Below are 23,521 nucleotides of genomic sequence, written 5' to 3' on the forward strand. Positions count from 1 at the left end.
CACCGTCGCCTGAGAAGGCGCCATACGAAGGAAGAGAAGATGCCGAAGCAGAAGACCCACTCGGGTGCTAAGAAGCGCTTCAAGATCACCGGCAGCGGCAAGCTGAAGAAGCAGCAGGCCGGGATGCGCCACAACCTCGAGCACAAGTCGAGCCGTCGCACCCGTCGTCTGAACCAGGACCAGGTGCTCTCGAAGGCTGACACCAAGGTCGCGAAGAAGCTTCTCGGCCGCTGACGCGCGCCCGAACGCACGAATAGGAACACAGGAAAATGGCAAGAGTCAAGCGGGCAGTAAACGCCCACAAGAAGCGCCGGGTCATCCTCGAGCGCGCAAAGGGTTACCGCGGTCAGCGTTCGCGCCTCTACCGCAAGGCCAAAGAGCAGGTCATCCACTCGCTGGTCTACTCGTACCGTGACCGTCGCAAGCGCAAGGGTGACTTCCGTCGCCTCTGGATCCAGCGCATCAACGCTGCGGCTCGCCAGAACGGCATCACGTACAACCGCTTCATCCAGGGCCTCGGCCTCGCGGGTGTCACCGTCGACCGTCGTATGCTCGCCGACCTCGCGGTCAACGACGCTGCCACGTTCACGACGCTGGTCGAGACGGCGAAGAAGGCTCTGCCCTCCGACGTCAACGCACCGAAGTCGGCTGCGTAAGCATCTCGCTTCAAACGGGCGCCTCCCTTCGGGGAGGCGCCCGTTTCGCGTATCCGGCGTCCGCAGGGACCCTAGACTGTGAACGTGCTGGAGAACCCCCGTTCGCCCCGAGTCCGTGCCGTCGCGAAGCTGACCAAGCGCAGTGCGCGAACCGAGACGGGCCTGTTCCTGCTGGAAGGTCCGCAGTCGGTGCGTGAGGCGCTCACGTACCGCCCGGAGGCGATCGTCGAGCTGTTCGCGACGCCGAGCGGGTGGGAGAAGCATCCGGACATCCGCGCGAAGGCCGCCGACGCCGACATCGATGTCGAGTACGTCACCGAATACGTGCTGAACGCGATGGCCGACACCGTCACTCCGCAGGGCCTCGTCGCCGTCGTCCAGCAGACCCCGACCTCGGTGCGCGACATCTTCGATGCCTCGCCGCGTCTCGTGGCCATCTGCGAAGAGGTGCGCGATCCCGGGAACCTGGGCACGATCATCCGGGCGGCTGATGCGGCGGGCGCGGATGCCGTCGTGCTGACCGGTCGTACCGTCGACCCCTACAACCCGAAGGTCGTGCGTGCCACGACCGGCTCGCTGTTCCACCTCCCGGTTTCGGTCGGGGGAGATCTCGCCGACGTCGTGAAGCGCGCGCATGCCGCAGGTCTGCGCATCCTGGCGGCCGACGTGAAGGGCGACGACCTGCTGGAGGCCCGGGCGGAGGGCGTGCTCGCCGAGCCGACGGGATGGCTCTTCGGCAACGAGGCGCGTGGTCTGGAAGACGATGCTCTCGCCCTGGCCGACCAGGTGCTGCGGCTGCCGATCTTCGGCAAGGCGGAGTCCCTCAACTTGGCGACCGCTGCCAGCGTGTGCCTGTACGAGAGCGCCTTCGCGCAGCGGGCGACGTCTGTCGGCTGACATCCGGCCGACGAAGGAAGCGGGTAGCAGGGTCGATGAGGATTCTGATCGTCGAAGACGACGACCGTGTCGCTGCGGCGCTCGAAGCGTTCCTCGCGCGGTCGGGCTATGCGACGGTGCGCGCCTGCGATGGGGCCTCGGCGCTGGATCTCCTCGGCGCCGACACCGAGGTCGTGCTCCTCGACCTGGGGCTCCCCGACGTGGACGGCGTCGACCTGTGCCGTCGTATCCGTGGACGCTCCGAGGTTCCGATCATGATCGTGACCGCGCGCAACCAGGTCGCCGAGCGCATCAAGGGATTGCGCGCCGGCGCCGACGACTTCGTGGTCAAGCCCTACGACGTGCATGAGCTTCTGGCCAGGATCGAGGCTGTGACCCGACGCTCACGGCCGATGCGACCGGAGTCCGACGCGCGGGTACGGCTCCTCGGGGGCTCACTGGAGATCGACCTCGTCGGGAGGCAGGTGCTGGTCGACGGTGTGCCGATCGAGCTCACCCGCAAGGAGTTCGACATCATCGCGGTGCTCGCGCGCTATCCCGGGGTGGCGGTTCCCAAGGAGCGTCTCATCCGCGAGGTGTGGAACACGGACTGGCGGGGCTTCGGGCATTCCCTCGAGGTGCACGTCGGGGCGATCAGGAAGAAGACCCGATCCCGTGGTGTGATCGAGACCGTGCGCGGAGTCGGCTACCGCCTCGCGGGGTCCTGAGTCATGCGTCGGCGTCTGGTCATCGTCTTCCTCGTGCCGCTCGTGGTCATCCTCGTCGCCCTCGGCGGTGCGGCCGGATGGAGTGCGGCACAGAGCGTGCAGCAGTCCTTCTATGCCCAACAGCTCGGTGACCTCGGCTACTTCGTCACGAGCGCGCGTCAGTCGCTGCGTTCCGGCAGCTCAGCGGTGATCGACGCCGAGGTCGACCGCTTCGAGGAGGTGTACGGCATCGAGGTGACGGTGTTCGATCTCGGCGGTGCGCCCTGGGCGGCGGGGGAGCACGGCTCGGCCGTGCTCGCGGAGGAGGACGCGGAGCGGGTGCGGCTGGCACTCTCCGGACGACGCGCCGAGCAACCGGCGGCCGTGTTCCCCTGGACGGTGGCGGATGCCGCGCTGGCGGAGCCGGTCTTCGACGACGGCGACGTGATCGGTGCGGTGCTGGTCGCCGGAGACGTCGACGCCCCACGAGCCGCGATCGCGCAGCAGCTTCTGGTCATCTCGGCCATCGCTCTCGTGCTGATCGCGCTGGGCGTGCTGCTCGTCTTCCGGCTCGCCCGATGGGTGCTGTCGCCGGTGAGGCGGCTGGACGAGGCGATGGTGGCCATCGAGCGGGGGGAGATGGACGCGCGTGTCCCCGAGGATGCGGGACCACCGGAGCTCCGTCGCATGGCCCAGGTCTTCAACGGCATGGCCGACCAGATCGAGCGCGTCATGACGCGGCAGCAGGAGTTCGCGCTCAACGCGTCGCACGAGTTGCGCAATCCGCTCAACGCGCTGCTCCTGCGCGTGGAGCACCTCGCGACCGGGCTCGGGCGGGAATGGCGTGACGATGTGGAGGAGACGAGGGAGGAGGGGCGCCGGATGACGCGGATCCTCGAGACGCTGCTCGGCCTCGCCCGAGGCGGGCGCGCGGACATCACGATCTCCGCCGTCGACCTCGCGACGCTGTCTGCTCGCCGTCTCGACGCCTGGCGCGACGTGGCCGGGCAGCGGGGGATCGCCCTGCGTTCGACGGGGGAGCCGTCGGTGATGAGCGTGACCGACCGCACGGTCGTGGAGAGCGCGCTGGACGCGGTGATCGACAACGCCGTGAAGTTCTCGCCGGACGGCGCGTGGATCGGCATCGGCGCGCATCGCGAGGGCGACGTCTGCCGGATCACGGTCCGCGATCAGGGTCCGGGGCTGAGCGCCGAGCAGGCGGCGGCGGCGACCGACAGGTTCTGGCGGAGCGCCGAGAGCGCGGACACGCCGGGCTCCGGGCTCGGGCTCGCGATCGCGAGCGACCTGCTGGCGACGGTCGGCGGCGAGGTGGCGGTGGCAGCGGCCGACGGCGGCGGGCTCGAGGTCGTGCTGCTGCTCCCCGACAGGACGACTCCATGACGGCCGTGGCGCGGCGGGTGATCGCCGGAATCCTCTCGGTCATGATGGTCGGGGCGCTCGTCGCCTGCAGCCAGCGCGCGAGCGAGTGGACCGACGCCGAATACGCGATCGCGGCCGGCGGCTCCACGGGCGTCTATTACGACTACGGCACCCATCTCGCCGACGAGCTCTCTGCCGGACTGGACATCAGGATCGTGGGGCAGGAGACAGCCGGGTCTGTGGACAACCTGCTGCGTGTGGACTCCGGCGAGGCGCTGATCGGCTTCGCGCAGGGCGATGCGGCAGCCGATGCGGTGGCGGGAACCGGTGCCTTCGACGAGCCCCTTCAGGTACGCGCTCTGGCGCGTCTCTACGACGAGTACGTGCAGGTCGTGGTGCGTGGCGACTCCGATGTGATGAGCCTCCCCGATCTCGCGGGGCGGACGGTCTCCCTCGGTGCCGAGAACTCCGGGGTGAACGTGATCGCGGCTCGCGTGCTCGACGCCGCCGGTGTCGGCATCGGGTCTCTCCGTGATCCCCAGCTCGACCTCGGCGAATCGATCGCAGCGATGGAGCGCGGCGAGATCGACGGCTTCTTCTGGGTGGGCGGGCTGCCGACACCGGGAATCGCGGCGCTCTCGCAGACGACATCCGTGCGCCTGCTCCCGATCGAGCAGGACTGGGTGAACGAGGTGAACGATCGGTACTCGGATGCCTATCGACCCGCCGATGTGCCCGCCGGCACCTACGGCATCGCCGCCTCGGCGCCGACCATGGCCGTCCCGAACTATCTCGTCACGAGCTCCTCGACCCCGGACGGGGTCGCGCACGACATCCTGACCGGACTGTTCGATGCCCGCCTGCGGATCGCAGGGGAGGTTCCGACCGCCGCGCTGCTGGATCGTCGATCGGCGATCTTCACCGGCCCGGTCCCGCTGCATCCGGGCGCGGTCGAGTACTACCGGGACCTGCGCGGCTGACTGCTCAAGAAATCCTCAAGAAGTCTGACACCGGGCCGGAGGCTCTGCCAGTGTGATGTCGATCGCGCGCGATCGGATCCTGCAGCTCAGCTGTCGCTGGGGGTGAGGCCGCAGGACGATCCCGCGGCCCGTGGGGGCGGGCCATGGGGTACCCATGCAAAGCAGCATTGGTACCGCGATCAGGTGATTACGAACGTGTAAATCTCACCGAGGCGCCTGGAGACCCGCGTCCGACGTGGCTAGTTTGGAGAAATGATGACCTCTGATACACCCCTCGTCGTGGTCGAGAACGTCCAGAAGCACTACGGAGATTTCCAAGCTCTCGCCGACATCGACCTCACGGTCAACTCGGGCGAGGTCGTCGTCGTGATCGGCCCGTCCGGCTCCGGCAAGTCGACCCTGTGTCGCACGATCAACCGGCTCGAGACGATCACCAGCGGCACGATCCGGATCGACGGCAAAGAGCTCCCCGCTGAGGGCAAGGGCCTCGCCCACCTCCGTGCGGACGTCGGCATGGTGTTCCAGTCCTTCAACCTGTTCGCCCACCTCACGATCCTCGAGAACGTGACCCTGGGGCCGATGAAGGTCCGCGGCCTCAAGAAGGCGGATGCCGAGAAGGAGGCGATGATCCTGCTCGAGCGCGTCGGCGTCGCACAGCAGGCATCCAAGCTCCCGGCGCAGCTCTCCGGTGGCCAGCAGCAGCGCGTGGCGATCGCCCGGGCGCTCGCGATGCAGCCCAAGGTCATGCTCTTCGACGAGCCGACCAGCGCGCTCGACCCCGAGATGATCAACGAGGTCCTCGACGTGATGGTCGAGCTGGCCCACGAGGGCATGACCATGATCGTCGTTACGCACGAGATGGGCTTCGCGCGGAAGGCGGCCGACCGCGTGGTCTTCATGGCCGACGGGCGGATCGTGGAGGAGGCGACTCCTGAGGAGTTCTTCACGCACCCGAAGAGCGACCGTGCCAAGGACTTCCTCTCGAAGCTCCTCACGCACTGACGCCCGATCACACAGACCCTGCACACACAGCACACGAAGGAGACGCACATGCGACGCACACGGACACTGGCAGGCATCGGAATCGCAGCGGTGGCACTGCTCGCGCTCACGGCCTGCAACAGCGGCACGCCGTCGAGCTCGGGAGCCCCGGAAGACGGCGGCGAGGAGGAGACCTCCGGCACGCCGTGGACGGTCCTCGAGGATGTCAGCATCGACGGGAGCCCGACGTTCGATCGGATCTCGTCCTCCGGCACGATCAAGGTCGGCGTGAAGGAAGACCAGCCGGGCCTCGGCTACCTCGACCCGGTCACCGGCGACCGTACGGGCTTCGACGTCGACATCGCCCGCTGGATGGCGGCATCGCTCGGGGTCGACCCGGAGACGATCGAGTTCACGGCGATCGCCTCGGCGAACCGCGAGCAGGCGATCGTGAACGGTGACATCGACTACTACGTCGGCACCTACTCGATCACCGACAAGCGCAAGGAGCAGATCTCCTTCGCCGGCCCCTACTTCCTGACCGGACAGGGCCTGCTCGTCGGCGCCGACAGCGACATCGAGAGCGTGGACGACCTGAACGACTCGACCACGGTCTGCTCCGTGACCGGCTCGACGCCGATCCAGAACATCAACACCAACTACCCGGATGTCCCGACCAAGGAGTACGACACGTACTCGAAGTGCGTCGAGGACCTCAAGAACGGGCAGGTGGATGCCGTCACCACCGACGAGGCGATCCTCATCGGCTACGCGGCTCAGGACCCGGAGAAGCTCAAGGTCGTCGGCGAGCCGTTCAGCGAGGAGCGCTACGGCATCGGCCTCGCCAAGGGCGATGACGCTCTGGCCGAGTACTTCAACACCCAGCTGACCGACGGTGGCGACATCTGGCAGCAGATCTTCGACAACAACCTCGGTGCCTCCGGCGTCAAGGCGACCCAGCCTGAGGTCGACCCGATCGGTTGATCGAGAGGGGGCGGCCGACACCATCGGCCGCCCCCTCCATCAGCAGGGTCATCGCGAGAACACGAATCGACAGGAGCAGCCGTGGGAGTCATCAGCGACCACCTCGATCTCTGGGGTGAAGCACTGTGGGGAACGATCGTGCTGTTCCTGGGCGGCGGCCTCATCGCCCTGGTGCTGGGACTGATCGTGGGAGCGGCCCGGGTCTCCCCGGTGCCGATCGCCCGGGCAGTCGGCGGCATCTACGTGAACTGGATCCGCAACACCCCGCTCACCCTCGTCATGTTCTTCTTCGCGTTCTGCCTGCCGATCCTTCTCGGCGAGCGGGTGAACGCCCTGCTGCTGGCGGTCATCGCGCTCGGGCTCTACACGGCGACCTACGTCGCTGAGGCTCTGCGGGCCGGCATCAACACGGTGCCGGTCGGGCAGGCCGAGGCGGCGCGGGCGATCGGCCTCAACTTCGGCCAGGTCATGCGCTACGTCATCCTGCCGCAGGCCACGCGCTCGGTGGTCCCGCCGATGATGAGCGTACTGATCGCCCTCATGAAGAACACCACGGTGGCGGCCGGCTTCTCGGTCGTCAACCTCGGCACCATCCGCGCGGCACTCAGCGAGCGCGGCGAGAACGCCCTCGTCGTCCTGCTGTGGGTCATGGTCATCTTCGTGGTGCTGGTGCTGCTGCTCGCATGGGTGCAGCGCACGCTCGAGAACAAGTGGAGGATCGCGCGATGAGTTCCGTCCTGTTCGACGTCCCCGGCCCCCGGGCCATCGCCCGCAACCGTCTCATCGGAGTCGCGACGGTCGTCGTCGTCCTCGCCGTGCTCGGCTGGGTCGTGTGGCGGCTGTTCGCCACCGGGCAGTTCACCGCCGAGAAGTGGAACATCTTCACGTTCTCCGCCGTCTGGGTCCGTTTCGGTGAAGGACTGCTGGCCACGCTGGCGGCCTTCGGTGCCGCCGGAGTCGGCTCGATCATCCTCGGCTTCGTCCTCGGCATCGGTCGTCTCTCGGAGCATGCCTGGGTGCGTGAGCCGGTCCGCTGGATCATCGAGGTGCTCCGGGCCGTGCCCGTCCTCGTGCTGATGATGCTGCTGTACTACGGCCTGCCCGTGCTCGGTGTGAAGATGCCGCCGTACTGGGCGGTCGTCATCGCGCTCATCGTCTACAACGGGTCGGTCCTCGCCGAGGTGCTGCGCGCCGGCATCGAGTCGCTTCCTCGCGGACAGCAGGAAGCGGGTTACGCGATCGGACTGCGCAAGACCGGGGTGATGTACTTCATCCTGATCCCGCAGGCGGTGCGGGCCATGATGCCCGTCATCATCGCGCAGCTCGTCGTCGCGCTGAAGGACACCGCGCTCGGCTTCATCATCACGTATCAGGAACTCCTCTACGTCATCAACCAGATCGGCAACCAGGCGCCCTACGGGTCGCCCCTGATCCCCGCCGCGATCATCGGCGGATCGATGTACGTGGCCGTGTGTCTCCTGCTCTCCTACGTCGCCTACCGTCTGCAGCGTCGCGCCAAGCGCTCGCCGAAGGCCGGACCCGCCGTGCCCGATCCCCGTCAGCACGGCGGCGAGACGAACACCTCGCTCATCGTGCTGCAGGGGGACGGCGCCGAGCCGACGCGCTGATCCGCGAAAGGGACCTGCGCGCCCCCGGTAGACTCGATTCTCGTGTCAGAGTCTCCTGAAATCACCCCGGAAGCGGTCGAAGCCGCTGTCGCCGACGCCCTCGCGGCGATCGCCGCGGCCGCAGACACCGCCGAGCTGAAGGCGGCTCGTGCCGCACATGTCGCGGAGGGTTCGCCGCTCGCGGTCCTGAACGCCTCGATGCGCCAGGTCGCCCCCGAGAACAAGGCCGCGTTCGGCAAGCTCGTGGGCCAGGGGCGCGGACAGGTCACGCAGGCGCTCGCCGCCAAGGAGGCCGAGCTGTCCGCCGCAGAGGTCGCCTCGCGCCTCGAGTCCGAGCGCATCGACATCACCGCCGTGCCCTCGCGCACTCGGGTGGGCGCCCGGCATCCGCTCACGCTGCTCCAGGACCAGGTCTGCGACATCTTCGTCGGCATGGGCTGGGAGATCGCGGAGGGACCGGAGCTGGAGCACGAGTGGTTCAACTTCGACGCCCTGAACTTCGACGTCGACCACCCCGCCCGCCAGGAGCAGGACACGTTCTACGTCGACCCGCCCTCGCGTCACCTCGTGATGCGCACGCACACGAGCCCGGTGCAGGTGCGGTCGATGCTCGACCGTGAGGTGCCGATCTATGTGCTCTGCCCGGGACGGGTGTACCGGACCGACGAGTTCGACGCCACGCACCTGCCGGTGTTCACGCAGTTCGAGGGTCTCGTGATCGACAAGGGCATCACGATGGCGCACCTCAAGGGCACGCTCGATCACTTCGCGAAGCAGCTCTTCGGCCCCGAGGCCGAGACGCGCTTCCGCACCAACTACTTCCCCTTCACCGAGCCCTCCGCCGAGCTCGACCTGTGGCACCCGACCTTCAAGGGCGGCGCGCGCTGGATCGAGTGGGGCGGCTGCGGCATGGTCAACCCGAACGTGCTGCGCGCGGCGGGGATCGACCCCGAGGTGTACAGCGGCTTCGCGTTCGGCATGGGCATCGAGCGGGGACTGATGTTCCGCAGCGACGTGCAGGACATGCGCGACATGGCCGAGGGTGATGTCCGTTTCAGCGAGCAGTTCGGGATGGTGGTGTGATGCGCGTCCCGCTTTCGTGGTTGCGTGAGTACGTCGATCTGGCAGCGGATGCCACGCCCGAGGATGTCCTCGCGGCACTGGTGACCGTCGGCTTCGAAGAGGAGGACGTGCATCGCTTCGAGATCGCAGGTCCCGTCGTCGTCGGGCAGGTCGTCTCGATCGAGGCCGAGCCGCAGTCCAACGGCAAGACCATCAACTGGTGCCAGGTCGATGTGGGCGAGGCGAACGGCGGCATCCGCGGGATCGTCTGCGGCGCGCACAACTTCGTCGCCGGAGACAAGGTCGTCGTCACCCTGCCCGGCGCCGTGTTGCCGGGGCCGTTCCCGATCGCCGCCCGCAAGACCTACGGTCACGTCTCCGACGGCATGATCGCCTCGGCGCGCGAGCTGGGCCTCGGCGACGAGCACAACGGCATCGTCGTGCTCTCCGACCTCGGCATCGACGCGCCCGTCGGTGCCGACGCGATCGCCCTGCTGGGCCTCGACGACGTCGCGGTCGAGATCAACGTCACGCCCGACCGCGGTTATGCCTTCTCTCTGCGCGGTGTCGCCCGCGAGTACGCGCACGCCACGGGGGCGACTTTCCGCGACCCGGCGGAGCGCGACTTCGCGGAGCTGCAGCCCGGCACCGGGCACACCACCGTGGTCGACGACGTCGCCCCCGTGCGCGGCCGTGTCGGTGCGAGTGAGTTCGTGACCCGCGTCGTGCGTGACGTCGACCCCTCGCGTCCGACCCCGCCGTGGATGATCGCGCGGCTCAGCCTCGCGGGCATGCGCTCGCTCGGCATCCTGATCGACATCACCAACTACGTGATGCTCGAGCTGGGGCAGCCGCTGCACGGCTACGACCTCGACAAGCTCGCGGGTGGAATCACGGTCCGCCGTGCCACCCCCGGCGAGAAGATGACCACCCTCGACGGCGTCGAACGCGCTCTGCACGTCGAAGACCTGCTCATCACCGACGGGTCCGGCCCGATCGGTCTGGCCGGCGTCATGGGCGGCGGCACCACCGAGATGAGCGAGACCACGCGGAACGTGCTCATCGAGGCGGCGAACTTCGACCCGATCACGATCGCCCGTACGGCACGTCGGCACAAGCTGCCGAGCGAGGCGTCCAAGCGCTTCGAGCGCGGCGTCGACCCGCTCATCCCGTTCGTGGCCGCGCGCCGGGCCGCCGACCTGATGGTCGAGCTCGCCGGTGGCACTCTGACCGAAGAGGGCGGTGCGCTGTTCGCCGAGGTCTTCGTCGAAGACATCGCGCTCCCGGCGGGCTTCGTGCAGGGACTCATCGGCGTCGACTACACCGACGACGAGATCGCCGGTGCGCTGACCACCATCGGCGCGGACGTCGCCGCTTCGGAGGACGGCTCCGGCTGGACCGTGATCCCGCCGACCTGGCGCCCCGACCTCACCGACAAGTGGACGCTCGCCGAGGAGGTCGCCCGTATCCACGGCCTCGACCGCATTCCCTCCGTGCTGCCGACGCCGCCATCCGGTCGTGGGCTCACCGCACATCAGCAGGGTCGCCGTCGCGTGGCCGACGCACTCGCGGCCGCCGGTCTGGTCGAGACACCGTCGTTCCCGTTCACGACCGAGGTGCAGAACGACCTCCACGGCTCCGCCTCGGGAGAGCACCTGCCGAGCATCCGCCTGGCGAACCCGCTCGACGGGCAGGCGCCGTTCCTGCGCCGCTCGCTCATCCCTGGCCTGCTGCAGACCGCGCACCGCAACATCTCGCGCGGACTCACCGACCTGGCGATCTTCGAGACGGGTGCCGTGTTCCTCCCGGAGCCGGGTGTCGAGTACGGCACTGACGACGTGCCGCCGCTGGGTGAGCGTCCGTCGGACGAGACACTCGCGGCATTGAACTCCTCGATCCCGCCGCAGCACCGGTTCGTCTCGGCGCTGCTCACGGGCCACGTCGCGCCGCGTCAGCCCGGACGCCCCGCCGAGGCCGCCGGCCTGACCGAGGCGCTGGACGCGGTCCGTGTGATCGCGGCAGCAGCCGGAGTCGAGATCGATGTGATTCAGGCTGAGCGTGCAGCACTGCACCCGGGTCGTACCGGATCGCTGCGTGTGGCCGGTGAAGAGGTCGGCTACGTCGGCGAGCTGCACCCCGCCGTGGCCGAGGATGCTGATCTCCCCGGACGCGCGACCGTGCTCGAGCTCGACCTCGACCGCATCCTGACGCTCGCGGGTGGGCGGGTCGTCGCGGCCTCGCTGTCGACTTTCCCCGCCGCCACCCAGGACGTCTCGCTCACGCTGCCCGCGGAGGTGCCGGCCGCCGACGTGCAGGCCGCACTCGCCGAGGGTGCGGGTGCGCTGCTCGAATCGGTGCGACTGGTGGACGACTACCGCGGCGAAGGTGTGCCGGAAGGCTCGAAGAGCCTGACGTTCGCACTGCGCTTCCGCGCGGACGACCGTACGCTCACGGCAGCCGAGGCCACGGCGGCCAAGCTCGCCGGTGTCGAGGTCGCTGCCCAGCGTTTCGGAGCCGCACTGCGCGACTGAGCGCGACTTCGCTCAAGACGGGCGCCCCGATGGTCGGGGCGCCCGTCTCGCTCTGCTCTGAGCGGAAGGACTTCCTTACGCGTCGGCTTCCTGGTGACATGGGTCCATGACCGACGTGTTGATCCTCGGGGGAACGGGCTGGCTCTCCGGGCGCATCGCTCGCCGATGGCGGGATGCGGGAGCGATGGTGACCTGTCTCGCCCGCGGCGGGAGGCCTGCGCCCGACGGGGCCGTGCTCGTGCGTGGCGACCGCGACGATCCCGCGGCGTACACCGAGCTCGCCCGACGGGACTGGGACCACGTGGTGGATATCTCGTCGCAGGCGTCTCACGCCGTAGCGGCCGTCGACGCTCTCGGAGAGCGAGCCGCGCGATGGACCTACGTGTCCTCCATGTCGGTCTACTCCGACGACGAGACGGTCGGTGCGGACGAGTCGGCTCCGCGGCATCCGCCCGCCCGACCCGGTGACGAGTACGAGTACGGGGCGCAGAAGGCGGCAGCGGAAGACGCCGTGGGTGCCCTGGGCGATCGTGCGCTCATCGTGCGACCCGGGCTCATCGTGGGCGACGGCGACCCGAGCGATCGATTCGGGTATTGGGCAGCCGCCTTCGCACGGGCGGGTATCGGGCCGGTGCTGCTGCCGCCGCTCGAGGGGAGGAGCGCCCAGGTGATCGACGTGGACGACCTCGCTGACTTCCTCGTCGCGACGACCAGGAGCGGGCCGGTCAACGCCATCGGGGACGGGCATTCCCTCGGCGACGTGCTGCAGGCGGTTCGCGCGGCAGCAGGCCAGACCGGCGAGACCGTCGTCGCCGAGGAGGAGTGGCTCGTCGCACGCGAGGTCGCGCACTGGGCGGGACCGAGATCACTACCGCTGTGGCTGCCGCCGGAGATGACGGGCTTCATGACCCGGTCGAACTCGGCGTACCGCGAAGCGGGTGGTCGGCTGCGCCCTCTGACCGACACCATCCGAGCCGTCGTGGCCGATGAGCGGGCGCGCGGCATCGACCGCGACCGCCGTGCCGGACTCACGCGGGCGGAGGAGTCGGCTCTGCTGGCCGATCGCTAGACTGCGAGCAGTGACACGGGGTGCCGCATCCGCGGCTGAGAACAGACCCGTCGAACCTGATCTAGTTCGTACTAGCGAAGGGATGTCGCGATGAGCGATCTTCTGCGTCCTGATTCCACCACCGATCTCCCCGCCGCCGCGGCCCTGTGGGGGGTGCTGCGCGAGACGCCACCGTTGACCCATTGCATCACCAACACGGTCGTCACCGGGTTCACCGCCAACGTACTGCTCGCGCTCGGCGCTGCGCCCGCCATGGTCGACATCGTCGGAGAGGCCGAGATGTTCGCCGGTGTCGCCTCCGGTGTGCTGATCAACCTGGGGACGCCCACCCCCGAGCAGCGCGCGGCGAGCCTCGAGGCCGTCGCCGGGGCCGCGGCATCCGGAACCCCATGGGTGCTCGATCCGGTCGCGATCGGGGCACTGCCGATCCGCACCGCCTTGGCGCACCGGCTGGCGGAGCAGCGTCCGACGGCGATCCGCGGCAACGCTTCGGAAATCCTCGCGCTCGCCGGCCTCAGCGCCGGTGGTCGCGGAGTGGATGCCACCGACAGCACGGATAGCGCAGCCGACGCGGCCGCTGCTCTCGCGCGACGGACGGGTGCCGTGATCGCCGTGTCTGGTCCGATCGACTTCCTCACCGATGGGGAGCGGGTGCTGCGCCTCGCGAACGGGCACGAGCTGCTGACCAAGGTCACCGGCGGGGGCTGCGCTCTCGGGGCGGTGATGGCGGCATTCCTCGGTGCCGCGCGGAACACCGAGCACGACGCGCTCACGGCCGTCGCCGCCGCGAGCCTCGTGTACACGATCGCGGCCGAGCGCGCCGCCGCGATCGCGACCGGCCCCGGCAGCTTCGCCGTGGCGCTGTTGGACGCCCTCGCCACCGTGGGCCCCGCCGACGTGATCGCGGACGCCCGTGTGGAGGTGGGGGCGCTGTGAACGCCGATCTCTCCCTCTACCTGGTCACCGATCCCACGCTCTGCGGAGACCGCGGCGTCGTCGATACCGTCCGCCGTGCCGTCGACGGGGGCGTGCGCATCGTGCAGCTCCGCGACAAGACCGCATCCGATGCCGAGACGGCCGAGCAGCTGCTTGCCCTGTCGCAGGCCATCGACGGACGCGCACTGCTCGTCGTGAACGACCGACTGGATGCCGCCATCGCCGCCCGCGCCCGCGGTGCACGCGTCGACGGCGTGCACCTGGGGCAGGGGGACGCGTCGGTGCTGCGGGCGCGCGAGGCTCTCGGGCCGGATGCGCTGATCGGCCTCACCGCGAACAGTGCAGCGCACCTCGACGCGGTTCTCGCGTTGCCTGCCGGCACCGTCGACTATCTCGGCGTCGGGGTGATCCGTCCGACCTCGACCAAGCCGGATCACCCCGAGCCCCTCGGCGTGGACGGGTTCCGTGACTTCGTGACGCGCAGCCCGCTCCCGTGCATGGCGATCGGTGGCGTCGGCATCGACGACACCGAGGCGCTTCGTGAGGCCGGCGCTGCCGGGCTCGCCGTGGTCTCGGCACTGTGCGCGGCCGACGATCCCGCCGAGGCCGCCCGCGAATTCCGGCGACGGTGGCTCGCGGGCTCCGTGCCGCGCGTGCTCAGCATCGCGGGGAGCGACCCATCGGGAGGAGCGGGCGTCCAGGCCGACCTCAAGTCCATCGCCGCGAACGGCGGGTACGGCATGGCCGTCCTCACGGCGCTGACCGCGCAGAACACACAGGGTGTGCGGGCGGTGCATGTGCCGCCGGTGGACTTCCTCCGCGCGCAGCTCGACGCGGTGTCGGACGACATCGTGATCGACGCGGTGAAGATCGGGATGCTCGCCGAGACCGAGGTGATCCGCGCGGTGGGCGAGTGGCTCGACCGGGTGCGTCCGCCTGTCGTCGTGCTCGATCCGGTCATGGTCGCGACCTCGGGGGACCGGCTCCTGTCGCCGGATGCCGAGGCGGAGCTGCGCGGTCTGCTCGGCCGCGCGACGCTGATCACCCCGAATCTCGCCGAGCTCGCGGTGCTGTCCGGCCGTGACATCGTCGACTGGGCGGACGGCATCGTCGCCGCCGAGGAGCTGTCGGCCGAGATCGGTGCCGCCGTGCTCGTCAAGGGCGGTCACCTCACAGGCGACGAGGCCCCGGACGCCTTGGTCGACGCGCGGCGCGGGCTGCGTCAGGAGTTCACCGGGCCGCGCATCGCGACGTCGAGCACGCACGGCACGGGCTGCTCGCTCTCTTCGGCCCTGGCCACGCTGCTGGCGCAGGGCAATGAGCCCGAGGAGGCGGTGCGCGCGGCACGCGCCTGGCTGCGCGAATCCCTCCGCGCGGGGGACGGGCTGCGCGTGGGGCGCGGACACGGACCGATCAGCCATTTCGCCGGGCTCTGGGAGCGTGGTGGCACGGCGACGCGACCGGGGTCGACCGACATCGCCGCGGACTGGTGGCAGGAGATCGCCGGCATCCGCGCGGGGATCGACGAGCTGCCGTTCATCCGCGCGCTCGCCGACGGCTCTCTCGAGCGCGCGCCGTTCCTGTCGTACCTCGCCCAGGACGCGCTGTATCTGCGCGACTATGCCCGGGTGCTGGCCGAAGCCGCCCGCCTCGCGCCGACCTCGGCCGAGCAGGCGTTCTGGGCGGACTCCGCCCACGGTTCGATCGTCGGCGAGCTCGAACTGCACGCGTCGTGGCTGACCCCGTCGCAGGGGGTGAGCGCGGCGACGTTCGCGGCGGAGCCCTCGTCGGCGACGACGGCGTACCTCGATCACCTGCGGTCCGTGGCCTTCGGCGGCGACTACGCCGAGATCGTCGCCGCCGTGCTCCCGTGCTTCTGGCTCTACACCGATCTCGGCCGGCGCCTGCACGCGGGAGAGTTCGGTGAATACGCGACCGATTCGCAGCACCCCTATGCGTCCTGGCTCACGACCTACGCCGATCCCGCCTTCGAGGAGGCGACCCGCACGGCGATCGGCTACGCGACCGCGGCCGCTGCGGCGGCGGATGACGACACCAGGACGAGGATGCGGCGGGCGTTCGTGTCATCGAGCGTGCATGAGCGTGCCTTCTTCGCCGCTCCGCTGGAGTCGCCGCCCCGCGGATGACGGTCCGGATTTGCGGTGGCTGCCGGGGCCGCGCTACTGTCGCGTCATGCCTTCGGCCGCCACCGCTTCTTCGACGCTCGCTCCGAGCGTCATCGCTGTGCGCCGACGCCGCGGCCGCCGACTGTAGGCGACCCCGCCCTCCTGCCTGCGCCCGCGCGGCGGTCGAGAGCCGGTGTCGCCGCCTCCGGCCCCGCCCCCGGTCCTCCTTTCGAGGAAGGACCCGACCGTTAAGGTAGAAGCATGACGTATTCCGTCGCCGTCTCCGGCGCATCCGGCTACGCAGGCGGCGAGATCCTACGCCTCCTGGCCGACCATCCCGACATGGAGATCCGCACCGTCACGGCGCATTCGAACGCCGGACAGCCTCTCGTCGACCACCAGCCGCATCTGCGCTCGCTCGCGCACCTCACCCTGCAGGACACGACGCCGGAGATCCTCTCCGGCCACGACATCGTGTTCCTCGCGCTTCCGCACGGGCAGTCGGGGCAGTACACCGACGCTCTGGGTGACGCGCCCCTCGTGATCGACGCGGGCGCCGATCACCGGCTCACGTCGGCGTCGGCATGGGACGCGTTCTACGGCGGCGCCTTCCACGAGCCGTGGACATACGGTGTCCCCGAGCTTCTGGTCGACGGCGTGAAGCAGCGCGAGCACCTCCGTGGGGCGACGCGCATCGCTGCCCCGGGCTGCAACGCCTCCACGGTGAGCCTCAGCCTCGCCCCGGGGGTCGCGGCCGGAGTCATCGACCCCGCCGACATCGTCTCGGTGCTGGCCGTCGGCCCGTCCGGAGCCGGCAAGAGCCTGAAGACCAACCTCCTCGGCAGCGAGATCCTCGGCACCGCGAACCCCTACGCGGTCGGCGGAACCCACCGGCACATCCCCGAGATCCGCCAGGCGCTCGCCGCGGCGTCCGGGGCGGATGCCGCGAGCATCCGCATCTCGTTCACCCCGGTGCTCGTCCCGATGTCGCGGGGAATCCTGGCCACCTCGACGGCGCCGATCGTCGACGGTGCGACCGATGCGCAGATCCGCGACGCCTGGCAGAGCGCCTACGGCGACGAGACGTTCGTGCAGCTGCTGCCCGAGGGGCGGTTCCCGCGCACGGCCGACGTGCTCGGAGCCAACACCGCGCTCATCGGCCTCGCGATCGATCGCGCAGCCAACCGGGTCACGGTGGTCACCGCGGTCGACAACCTCGTCAAGGGCACCGCCGGCGCTGCCATCCAGTCCATGAACATCGCGCTGGGTCTTCCCGAGAACCGCGCCCTCTCAGTGAACGGAGTCGCGCCGTGAGCGTCACCGCCCCCGCAGGATTCGAGGCGGCGGGAGTCGCCGCAGGCCTGAAGTCCACCGGCAAGCCCGATGTCGCCGTCGTCGTCAACCGGGGACCGCGCAAGGTCGGCGCGGCCGTCTTCACCAGCAACCGCGCCAAGGCGAACCCGATCATCTGGTCGCAGCAGGCCGTCGCCGACCGCATCGTCGAGGCCGTGGTGCTCAACTCCGGCGGGGCGAACTGCTTCACCGGGGCCTTCGGGTTCCAGACCACGCACCAGACCGCCGAGAAGGCCGCCGAGCTCCTCGGCGTGAGCGCCGGTGACGTGCTGATCTGCTCGACCGGACTCATCGGCACCGGCGACGAGACATTCCGGCAGCGGGTGCTCGCCGGCACGGAGCAGGCGATCGCCGCACTCAGCACCGACGGAGGCGACGCTGCCGCGCAGGCCATCATGACCACCGACACGGTCGCGAAGACCGCGGTGATCAGCCGCGACGGCTGGACGATCGGAGGCATGGCGAAGGGCGCGGGAATGCTCGCGCCAGGGCTCGCCACGATGCTCGTGGTGATCACGACCGACGCGGTCCTCGAACCGCTGCAGGCCGACGAGGCGCTGCGCCGCGCGACCGGGCAGACCTTCGACCGGCTCGACTCCGACGGGTGCATGTCGACGAACGATCAGGTGACGCTGCTGGCCAATGGCGCATCCGGAGTCGTCCCGGACCTCGACGAGTTCGCCGCCGCACTGACCGAGCTGTCGCAGGAGCTGGCGGTCAAGCTTCAGGGCGACGCCGAGGGCGCCAGTCACGACATCACCATCGAGGTGCAGCACGCGGTGTCCGAGCAGGACGCGGTCGAGGTCGGCCGGTCGGTCGCGCGCAACAACCTCTTCAAAGCCGCGATCTTCGGAAACGACCCGAACTGGGGTCGAGTGCTGGCCGCGATCGGCACCACGAGCGCGCAGTTCGACCCGTACGACGTGGACGTGTGGATGAACGGCGTGCGCGTCTGCACGGAGGGCGGCCCGGATCGCCCCCGCGAAGAGGTCGACCTGACGCCGCGCGCCACGCACCTCGTGATCGATCTCAAGGTCGGGGATCACACGGCCACAGTGCTCACGAACGACCTCACCCACGACTACGTGCACGAGAACAGCGCGTACGCCTCATGACCGACATCCAGGACACTCCCGCCGAGGTCGCCGCGCAGAAGGCCACCACCCTCATCGAGTCGCTGCCGTGGCTGAAGAAGTTCCGCGACCAGATCGTCGTCATCAAATACGGCGGAAACGCGATGGTGTCGGAGGAGCTGCAGGACGCGTTCGCGCAGGACATCGCCTACCTCCGCTACGTCGGAGTGCTGCCGGTCGTCGTGCACGGGGGTGGCCCGCAGATCTCGAACATGCTGCAGCGGCTTGAGATCCCCAGCGAGTTCAAGGGCGGCTACCGCGTCACCAACACCGAGGCGATCAGCGTCGTGCGCATGGTGCTCACCGGTCAGGTCAACCCGCAGCTCGTGACCAAGATCAACTCCCACGGGCCGATCGCGACCGGTCTCAGCGGGGAGGATGCGGGTCTCTTCGGCGGACGCCGTCGCGGTGTCGTGATCGACGGCGAAGAGGTCGACCTCGGCCGTGTCGGCGATGTCGTGGAGGTCGATCCGACCCCCGTGCTCGATCACCTCGCCGCCGGCCGCATCCCGGTCGTGTCGAGCATCGCGCCCGACCTCGATCACCCGGGTCAGTCGCTCAACGTCAACGCGGATGCCGCAGCCGCCGCACTCGCGGTGTCGCTGAACGCGCGCAAGCTCGTGATCCTCACGGATGTACCGGGTCTCTATGCCGACTGGCCGAACCGCGACTCGCTCGTCTCGCACCTCACGTCGGAAGCCCTCATCGAGATGCTGCCGAAGCTCGAATCGGGGATGATCCCGAAGATGCGGGCCTGCCTCGACGCGGTCGAGGGTGGCGTCGATGCGGCAGCGATCATCGACGGCCGAGTGCCGCATTCGGTACTCGTCGAACTTTTCACCAGCAAGGGAATCGGGACCGAAGTGGTCCTGGGAAAGAATGAGGTGACGGCATGACCGTCTGGCAGGACGACGCGGCACGCGATCTCGTGCTCAACGCAGGGGACCGGCTTGCGATGCTGGTCCGTGGCGAGGGCTCGCACGTCTGGGACGCCGACGGCCGACGCCACCTCGACTTCCTGGCCGGCGTCGCGGTCACCTCTCTCGGGCACGCGCACCCGGTCTTCGTGGAAGCTGTCTCGAAGCAGGCGGCCACGCTCGCGCACGTGTCGAACTACTTCGCGACGCCGCCGCAGCTCGCCCTCGCCGCGCGACTCAAGCGCTTGGCCGGTGCCGGTCTCGACGGTCGGGTGTTCTTCTCGAACTCGGGTGCCGAGGCCAACGAGGCCGCGTTCAAGCTCGCCCGCCTGCACGGCGGCACCGAGCGCCCGCGCATCCTCGCTCTCGAAAACGGCTTCCACGGCCGCACCATGGGGTCGCTCGCACTGACCGCGAAGGTGTCGATGCGGGCGCCGTTCGAGCCGATGCCTGCGGGCGTCGAGCACATCCCCGCCACGATCGAGGCGCTGGAGGCGGCGATGGACGACCGTGTCGCCGCCATCATCGTCGAGCCGATCCAGGGCGAGGCCGGTGTCGTCGAGCTGCCGGAGGGCTACCTCGCGGCCGCCCGCTCGCTGACACTCGCGCACGGGGCGCTGCTCATCCTGGACGAGATCCAGACCGGCGCTGGTCGCACCGGCGCGTGGTTCGGCTTCAGCCATGAGGGCATCACGCCCGATGCCATCACCCTCGCGAAGGGCATCGGCGGCGGCTTCCCGATCGGAGCCCTGGTCACCTATGGGGCGGCCAGCTCGCTGTTCACCCCGGGGTCGCACGGCTCCACCTTCGGAGGCAACCCGCTCGCGACCGCGGTCGCGGATGCGGTGCTCACCGAGATCGAGAGCGCGGGACTGGTGGAGAATGCGGCTCGCCGCGGTGCGGAGCTGCGCGAGATCCTGCTCGGCATCGAATCCCCGCTGATCGACGGTGTGCGCGGACGCGGACTGCTGGTCGGCGTCGCGCTGACCGAACCGGTCGCCGGTGCCGTCGTCGCCGCCGCGCAGGAGCGCGGTCTGATCGTGAACGCCGCCAATCCCGAGACCGTGCGCATCGCACCGGCTCTCACGATCGGCGACGCCGAGCTCGCCGAGTTCCGCGAGCTCTTCACCGCCGCTCTCGCCGACGTCCAGGCCTCCGTTGCCGGAAAGGTATCCGCATGACCCGCCACCTGCTGCGTGACGACGACCTGACGCCCGCCGAGCAGGCCGAGATCCTCGATCTCGCCATCGAGCTGAAGAAGGATCGGTGGGCCGACAAGAGCCTCGCGGGTCCACAGACCGTCGCGGTGATCTTCGACAAGTCCTCCACGCGCACCCGCGTCTCGTTCGCGGTGGGCATCGCCGATCTCGGCGGGTCGCCCCTCATCATCACGACCGCGAGCAGCCAGCTCGGCGGCAAGGAGACGCCCTCCGACACCGCGCGGGTGCTCGAGCGCCAGGTCGCGGCCATCGTGTGGCGCACCTACGCGCAGTCCGGGCTCGAGGAGATGGCGGCCGGCACGCGTGTCCCCGTGATCAACGCGCTCTCGGACGACTTCCACCCGTGCCAGCTGCTGGCCGACCTGCTGACGATCCGTGAGCACAAGGGCGCGCTGAAGGGGCTCACGCTCACGTTCTTCGGTGATGGGCAGAGCAACATGGCGCACTCCTACGCGCTCGCGGGCGTGACGGCGGGCATGCACGTGCGCATCGCGTCGCCCGAGGACTACGCGCCGCGGGCGGATGTCATCGAGGCTGCGGACCGCCGTGCCGCCGAGACCGGTGGTTCGATCACGCTGTACACCGATCCGGTGGAGGCTGCAGCGGGTGCCGACGTCGTCGTCACCGACACCTGGGTGTCGATGGGCAAGGAGGAGGAGAAGCTCGCGCGCATCCGTGATCTCGGCGGCTACAAGGTCACGCCCGAGACGATGACCCTCGCGGATCCCGAGGCGATCTTCATCCACTGCCTCCCCGCCGACCGCGGCTACGAGGTCGACTCCACCGTCATCGACGGGCCGCAGAGTGTGGTCTGGGACGAGGCCGAGAACCGACTGCACGCGCAGAAGGCGCTCCTGGTCTGGCTGCTCGGCAAGAAGGACGCCTGATGACCGACTCGACGCACGAAGGCACCAACGAGGGCGCGCTCTGGGGTGCCCGCTTCGCCACCGGGCCGTCGCCCGAGTTGGTGGAGCTCAGCCGCTCCACGCACTTCGACTGGATCCTCGCGCCGTACGACATCGCCGGCTCGCATGCACATGCCACGGCGCTCGAGGCGGCCGGGTATCTCGAGCCTGATGAGGCTCGGCGGATGCACGACGGGCTGGATGCCGTGGCGCGCAAGGTGGCCGACGGCACTCTGCGCCCGGTGCCCACCGATGAGGACGTGCACGGCGCCCTCGAGCAGGCACTGATCGCCGAGCTCGGCCCCGAGCTCGGAGGCCGCCTGCGTGCCGGCCGGAGCCGCAACGACCAGATCGCGACGCTGGTGCGCATGTACCTGATCGACCACGCGCGGGTGATTGCCCGCGACATCCTGCGGGTGATCGACGCGCTGGTCGCCCAGGCCGAGGCGCACCCCGATGCCATCCTCCCCGGGCGCACGCATCTGCAGCATGCGCAGCCCGTGCTCCTCGCCCACCACCTGCAGGCACACGGCTGGCCGCTGGTGCGCGAGCTCGAACGCCTCGTGGACTGGCGCCGTCGCGCCGGTGTCTCGCCCTACGGCGGGGGAGCACTGGCCGGTTCCACGCTCGGTCTCGACCCCGCGCTCGTCGCGACCGAGCTCGGCCTCGATCGTCCGGCCGAGAACTCTCTCGACGGCACGGCCGCCCGCGATGTGGTGGCGGAGTTCGCGTTCATCACGGCGATGACCGGAGTCGACCTCTCGCGGCTCTCCGAGGAGATCATCCTCTGGAACACCCGCGAGTTCGGTTTCGTCACCCTCGACGACGGCTACTCGACGGGGTCGAGCATCATGCCGCAGAAGAAGAACCCCGACATCGCCGAACTCGCCCGAGGCAAGTCGGGCCGTCTCATCGGCAACCTCTCGGGATTGCTCGCCACGCTCAAGGGACTCCCGCTCGCGTACAACCGCGATCTGCAGGAGGACAAGGAGCCGGTCTTCGATTCGGTGCAGACGCTCGAAGTCGTGCTCCCCGCCTTCGCGGGGATGGTCGCCACGCTGCGTTTCGACACCGAGCGGATGGCGGCGCTGGCACCGCAGGGCTTCTCGCTCGCGACCGATGTCGCGGAATGGCTCGTGAAGCGGCGGGTGCCGTTCCGCGACGCCCACGAGATCTCGGGTGCGCTCGTGCGCGCGTGCGAGGAACAGGGGATCGGGCTGGAAGACGCTTCCGACGAGCTGCTGCTGTCGGTGTCGCCGCATCTCGTACCCGAGGTGCGTGAGGTTCTCACGATCGAGGGTTCGGTCGCGTCTCGGACCGGCGTCGGCGGCACCGCACCGGTCCGCGTCGCCGAGCAGCGCGCCGAGCTGGTCGCCCGGGCCCAGGCCGCCGCTCACGCACTCGGCCTGTAGCCGGACTCGCGGTCGGCGGCCGTGTCGAGCTCAGTGCAGTTCGGCGTCGGCCGCGGACCGCACCCACTTGGTGAAGCGCACGGTGAGACCCGCACGAGTGGGGGCGGCGAGGAAGGGCCCGGCGGATGCCGCAGCCTGGCCGTCGAACGGAGCGACGCGCACGAGCCGCCACGGCTCATCGTCGGCGCGCGCCCGCACGATCACGGAATCCGCCCAGCGGCTGACGCGCACCGTGATCTCCCTCTCGAGCCACTCGTCGACGAAGCCGACCGACCAGTCCGACGCACCGGCGGTGACCACGGCACCGAGCCCGAGGTGGTCGTCGGCGTACTCGACGCCGGTCTTCACCCAGTGCTCATCGTCGATGCGTACGAAGACCCCGGCCTGGTCGAACTGGCCCTCCCACGGCGCGCGGAACGACACCTCCATCGCCTCGCCCACGGCGAGCGGCGCGAGCAGGGCGTGTTCGGTGTCGTGCACGAACCCGTAGGCGGTGTGCCGCCAGGCGTCACTGCCTTCGACGGCGGTGACGTCGAGGTGTTCGACGTCGTCGACTGCGGCGGGGGCGTGGGTCCAGGTTCCCTCGGACCAGGCAAGAATGCTCGAATCAGGCATATTTCCAATCCATAACCACATAGTGCATATATCTAGGAATATTCCTGATA

Annotated in this window: 22 protein-coding genes and 1 riboswitch; of the genes, 21 read left to right on the top strand and 1 reads right to left on the bottom strand. The window is 69.4% G+C overall.

Annotated features, from left to right (window positions below):
* Positions 1–39: 39 nt before the first annotated feature.
* The 21 genes from rpmI to argH all read left to right on the top strand — a co-directional run bounded on the left by rpmI (position 40) and on the right by argH (position 22,856).
* The gene (gene rpmI / locus BQ2383_RS04890) at positions 40–234 is read left to right on the top strand and encodes a 50S ribosomal protein L35 (protein WP_017828564.1); all 195 of its coding nucleotides are present in this window, start codon (positions 40–42) and stop codon (positions 232–234) included.
* 35 nt (positions 235–269) lie between these two features.
* Positions 270–656: a 50S ribosomal protein L20 gene (gene rplT, locus BQ2383_RS04895; protein WP_029262486.1), complete on the top strand. Its 387-nt coding sequence runs from the start codon at positions 270–272 to the stop codon at positions 654–656.
* A gap of 84 nt (positions 657–740) precedes the next feature.
* The gene (locus tag BQ2383_RS04900) at positions 741–1,553 is read left to right on the top strand and encodes a TrmH family RNA methyltransferase (RefSeq protein WP_091030501.1); all 813 of its coding nucleotides are present in this window, start codon (positions 741–743) and stop codon (positions 1,551–1,553) included.
* A gap of 35 nt (positions 1,554–1,588) precedes the next feature.
* Positions 1,589–2,260, top strand: a complete 672-nt coding sequence (locus tag BQ2383_RS04905; RefSeq protein ID WP_091030403.1) for a response regulator transcription factor — start codon at positions 1,589–1,591, stop codon at positions 2,258–2,260.
* Positions 2,261–2,263: 3 nt separating this feature from the next.
* Positions 2,264–3,640: a sensor histidine kinase gene (locus BQ2383_RS04910; protein WP_091030406.1), complete on the top strand. Its 1,377-nt coding sequence runs from the start codon at positions 2,264–2,266 to the stop codon at positions 3,638–3,640.
* Positions 3,637–4,599: a TAXI family TRAP transporter solute-binding subunit gene (locus tag BQ2383_RS04915; RefSeq protein ID WP_091030410.1), complete on the top strand. Its 963-nt coding sequence runs from the start codon at positions 3,637–3,639 to the stop codon at positions 4,597–4,599. The genes BQ2383_RS04910 and BQ2383_RS04915 overlap by 4 nt, the downstream gene beginning before the upstream one ends.
* 252 nt (positions 4,600–4,851) lie before the next feature.
* Complete coding sequence (locus tag BQ2383_RS04920; RefSeq protein WP_372466466.1) at positions 4,852–5,601, top strand: amino acid ABC transporter ATP-binding protein; 750 nt, start codon at positions 4,852–4,854, stop codon at positions 5,599–5,601.
* A gap of 48 nt (positions 5,602–5,649) precedes the next feature.
* The gene (locus BQ2383_RS04925) at positions 5,650–6,564 is read left to right on the top strand and encodes a glutamate ABC transporter substrate-binding protein (RefSeq protein WP_091030413.1); all 915 of its coding nucleotides are present in this window, start codon (positions 5,650–5,652) and stop codon (positions 6,562–6,564) included.
* A gap of 81 nt (positions 6,565–6,645) precedes the next feature.
* Positions 6,646–7,293, top strand: coding sequence for an amino acid ABC transporter permease (locus tag BQ2383_RS04930; RefSeq protein WP_091030416.1), 648 nt, complete (start codon positions 6,646–6,648; stop codon positions 7,291–7,293).
* Positions 7,290–8,192, top strand: coding sequence for an amino acid ABC transporter permease (locus tag BQ2383_RS04935; RefSeq protein ID WP_091030505.1), 903 nt, complete (start codon positions 7,290–7,292; stop codon positions 8,190–8,192). The genes BQ2383_RS04930 and BQ2383_RS04935 overlap by 4 nt, the downstream gene beginning before the upstream one ends.
* A gap of 42 nt (positions 8,193–8,234) precedes the next feature.
* The gene (gene pheS / locus BQ2383_RS04940; RefSeq protein ID WP_091030420.1) at positions 8,235–9,275 is read left to right on the top strand and encodes a phenylalanine--tRNA ligase subunit alpha; all 1,041 of its coding nucleotides are present in this window, start codon (positions 8,235–8,237) and stop codon (positions 9,273–9,275) included.
* The gene (pheT, locus tag BQ2383_RS04945; protein ID WP_091030424.1) at positions 9,275–11,785 is read left to right on the top strand and encodes a phenylalanine--tRNA ligase subunit beta; all 2,511 of its coding nucleotides are present in this window, start codon (positions 9,275–9,277) and stop codon (positions 11,783–11,785) included. Before pheS ends, pheT begins: the two co-directional genes overlap by 1 nt.
* Before the next feature lie 106 nt (positions 11,786–11,891).
* On the top strand, positions 11,892–12,854 hold the full coding sequence (locus BQ2383_RS04950) for an NAD-dependent epimerase/dehydratase family protein (RefSeq protein WP_091030428.1): 963 nt from the start codon (positions 11,892–11,894) through the stop codon (positions 12,852–12,854).
* A gap of 6 nt (positions 12,855–12,860) precedes the next feature.
* Positions 12,861–12,954, top strand: a riboswitch (TPP riboswitch).
* A complete protein-coding gene (gene thiM, locus BQ2383_RS04955; protein WP_091030508.1) occupies positions 12,945–13,790 on the top strand; it encodes a hydroxyethylthiazole kinase in 846 nt (281 codons plus the stop codon). (Overlaps the previous riboswitch by 10 nt.)
* The gene (locus BQ2383_RS04960) at positions 13,787–15,937 is read left to right on the top strand and encodes a bifunctional hydroxymethylpyrimidine kinase/phosphomethylpyrimidine kinase (protein ID WP_091030433.1); all 2,151 of its coding nucleotides are present in this window, start codon (positions 13,787–13,789) and stop codon (positions 15,935–15,937) included. Before thiM ends, BQ2383_RS04960 begins: the two co-directional genes overlap by 4 nt.
* 240 nt (positions 15,938–16,177) lie before the next feature.
* Positions 16,178–17,230 carry an N-acetyl-gamma-glutamyl-phosphate reductase gene (gene argC / locus BQ2383_RS04965; protein WP_091030437.1) on the top strand — a complete coding sequence of 351 codons (1,053 nt, stop codon included), beginning with the start codon at positions 16,178–16,180 and terminating at the stop codon, positions 17,228–17,230.
* The gene (gene argJ / locus BQ2383_RS04970) at positions 17,227–18,384 is read left to right on the top strand and encodes a bifunctional glutamate N-acetyltransferase/amino-acid acetyltransferase ArgJ (RefSeq protein WP_091030442.1); all 1,158 of its coding nucleotides are present in this window, start codon (positions 17,227–17,229) and stop codon (positions 18,382–18,384) included. The genes argC and argJ overlap by 4 nt, the downstream gene beginning before the upstream one ends.
* Positions 18,381–19,298 carry an acetylglutamate kinase gene (gene argB / locus BQ2383_RS04975; protein ID WP_091030447.1) on the top strand — a complete coding sequence of 306 codons (918 nt, stop codon included), beginning with the start codon at positions 18,381–18,383 and terminating at the stop codon, positions 19,296–19,298. The genes argJ and argB overlap by 4 nt, the downstream gene beginning before the upstream one ends.
* Positions 19,295–20,500 (top strand): acetylornithine transaminase, encoded by a 1,206-nt coding sequence (locus tag BQ2383_RS04980; protein WP_091030451.1) that lies wholly within the window; start codon positions 19,295–19,297, stop codon positions 20,498–20,500. Before argB ends, BQ2383_RS04980 begins: the two co-directional genes overlap by 4 nt.
* Positions 20,497–21,426, top strand: a complete 930-nt coding sequence (argF, locus tag BQ2383_RS04985; protein WP_091030455.1) for an ornithine carbamoyltransferase — start codon at positions 20,497–20,499, stop codon at positions 21,424–21,426. Before BQ2383_RS04980 ends, argF begins: the two co-directional genes overlap by 4 nt.
* Positions 21,426–22,856, top strand: a complete 1,431-nt coding sequence (argH, locus tag BQ2383_RS04990) for an argininosuccinate lyase (RefSeq protein ID WP_091030458.1) — start codon at positions 21,426–21,428, stop codon at positions 22,854–22,856. The genes argF and argH overlap by 1 nt, the downstream gene beginning before the upstream one ends.
* Before the next feature lie 30 nt (positions 22,857–22,886).
* On the opposite strand, the gene BQ2383_RS04995 is transcribed toward argH, so the two are convergent.
* Entirely contained in the window at positions 22,887–23,471 is a 585-nt protein-coding gene (locus tag BQ2383_RS04995) for a DUF1349 domain-containing protein (protein ID WP_091030462.1), read from the bottom strand.
* Positions 23,472–23,521: the final 50 nt, after the last annotated feature.

The organism is Microbacterium oxydans (genome assembly GCF_900095745.1).
In the GTDB taxonomy this organism is placed as follows: Bacteria; Actinomycetota; Actinomycetes; order Actinomycetales; family Microbacteriaceae; genus Microbacterium; species Microbacterium oxydans_B.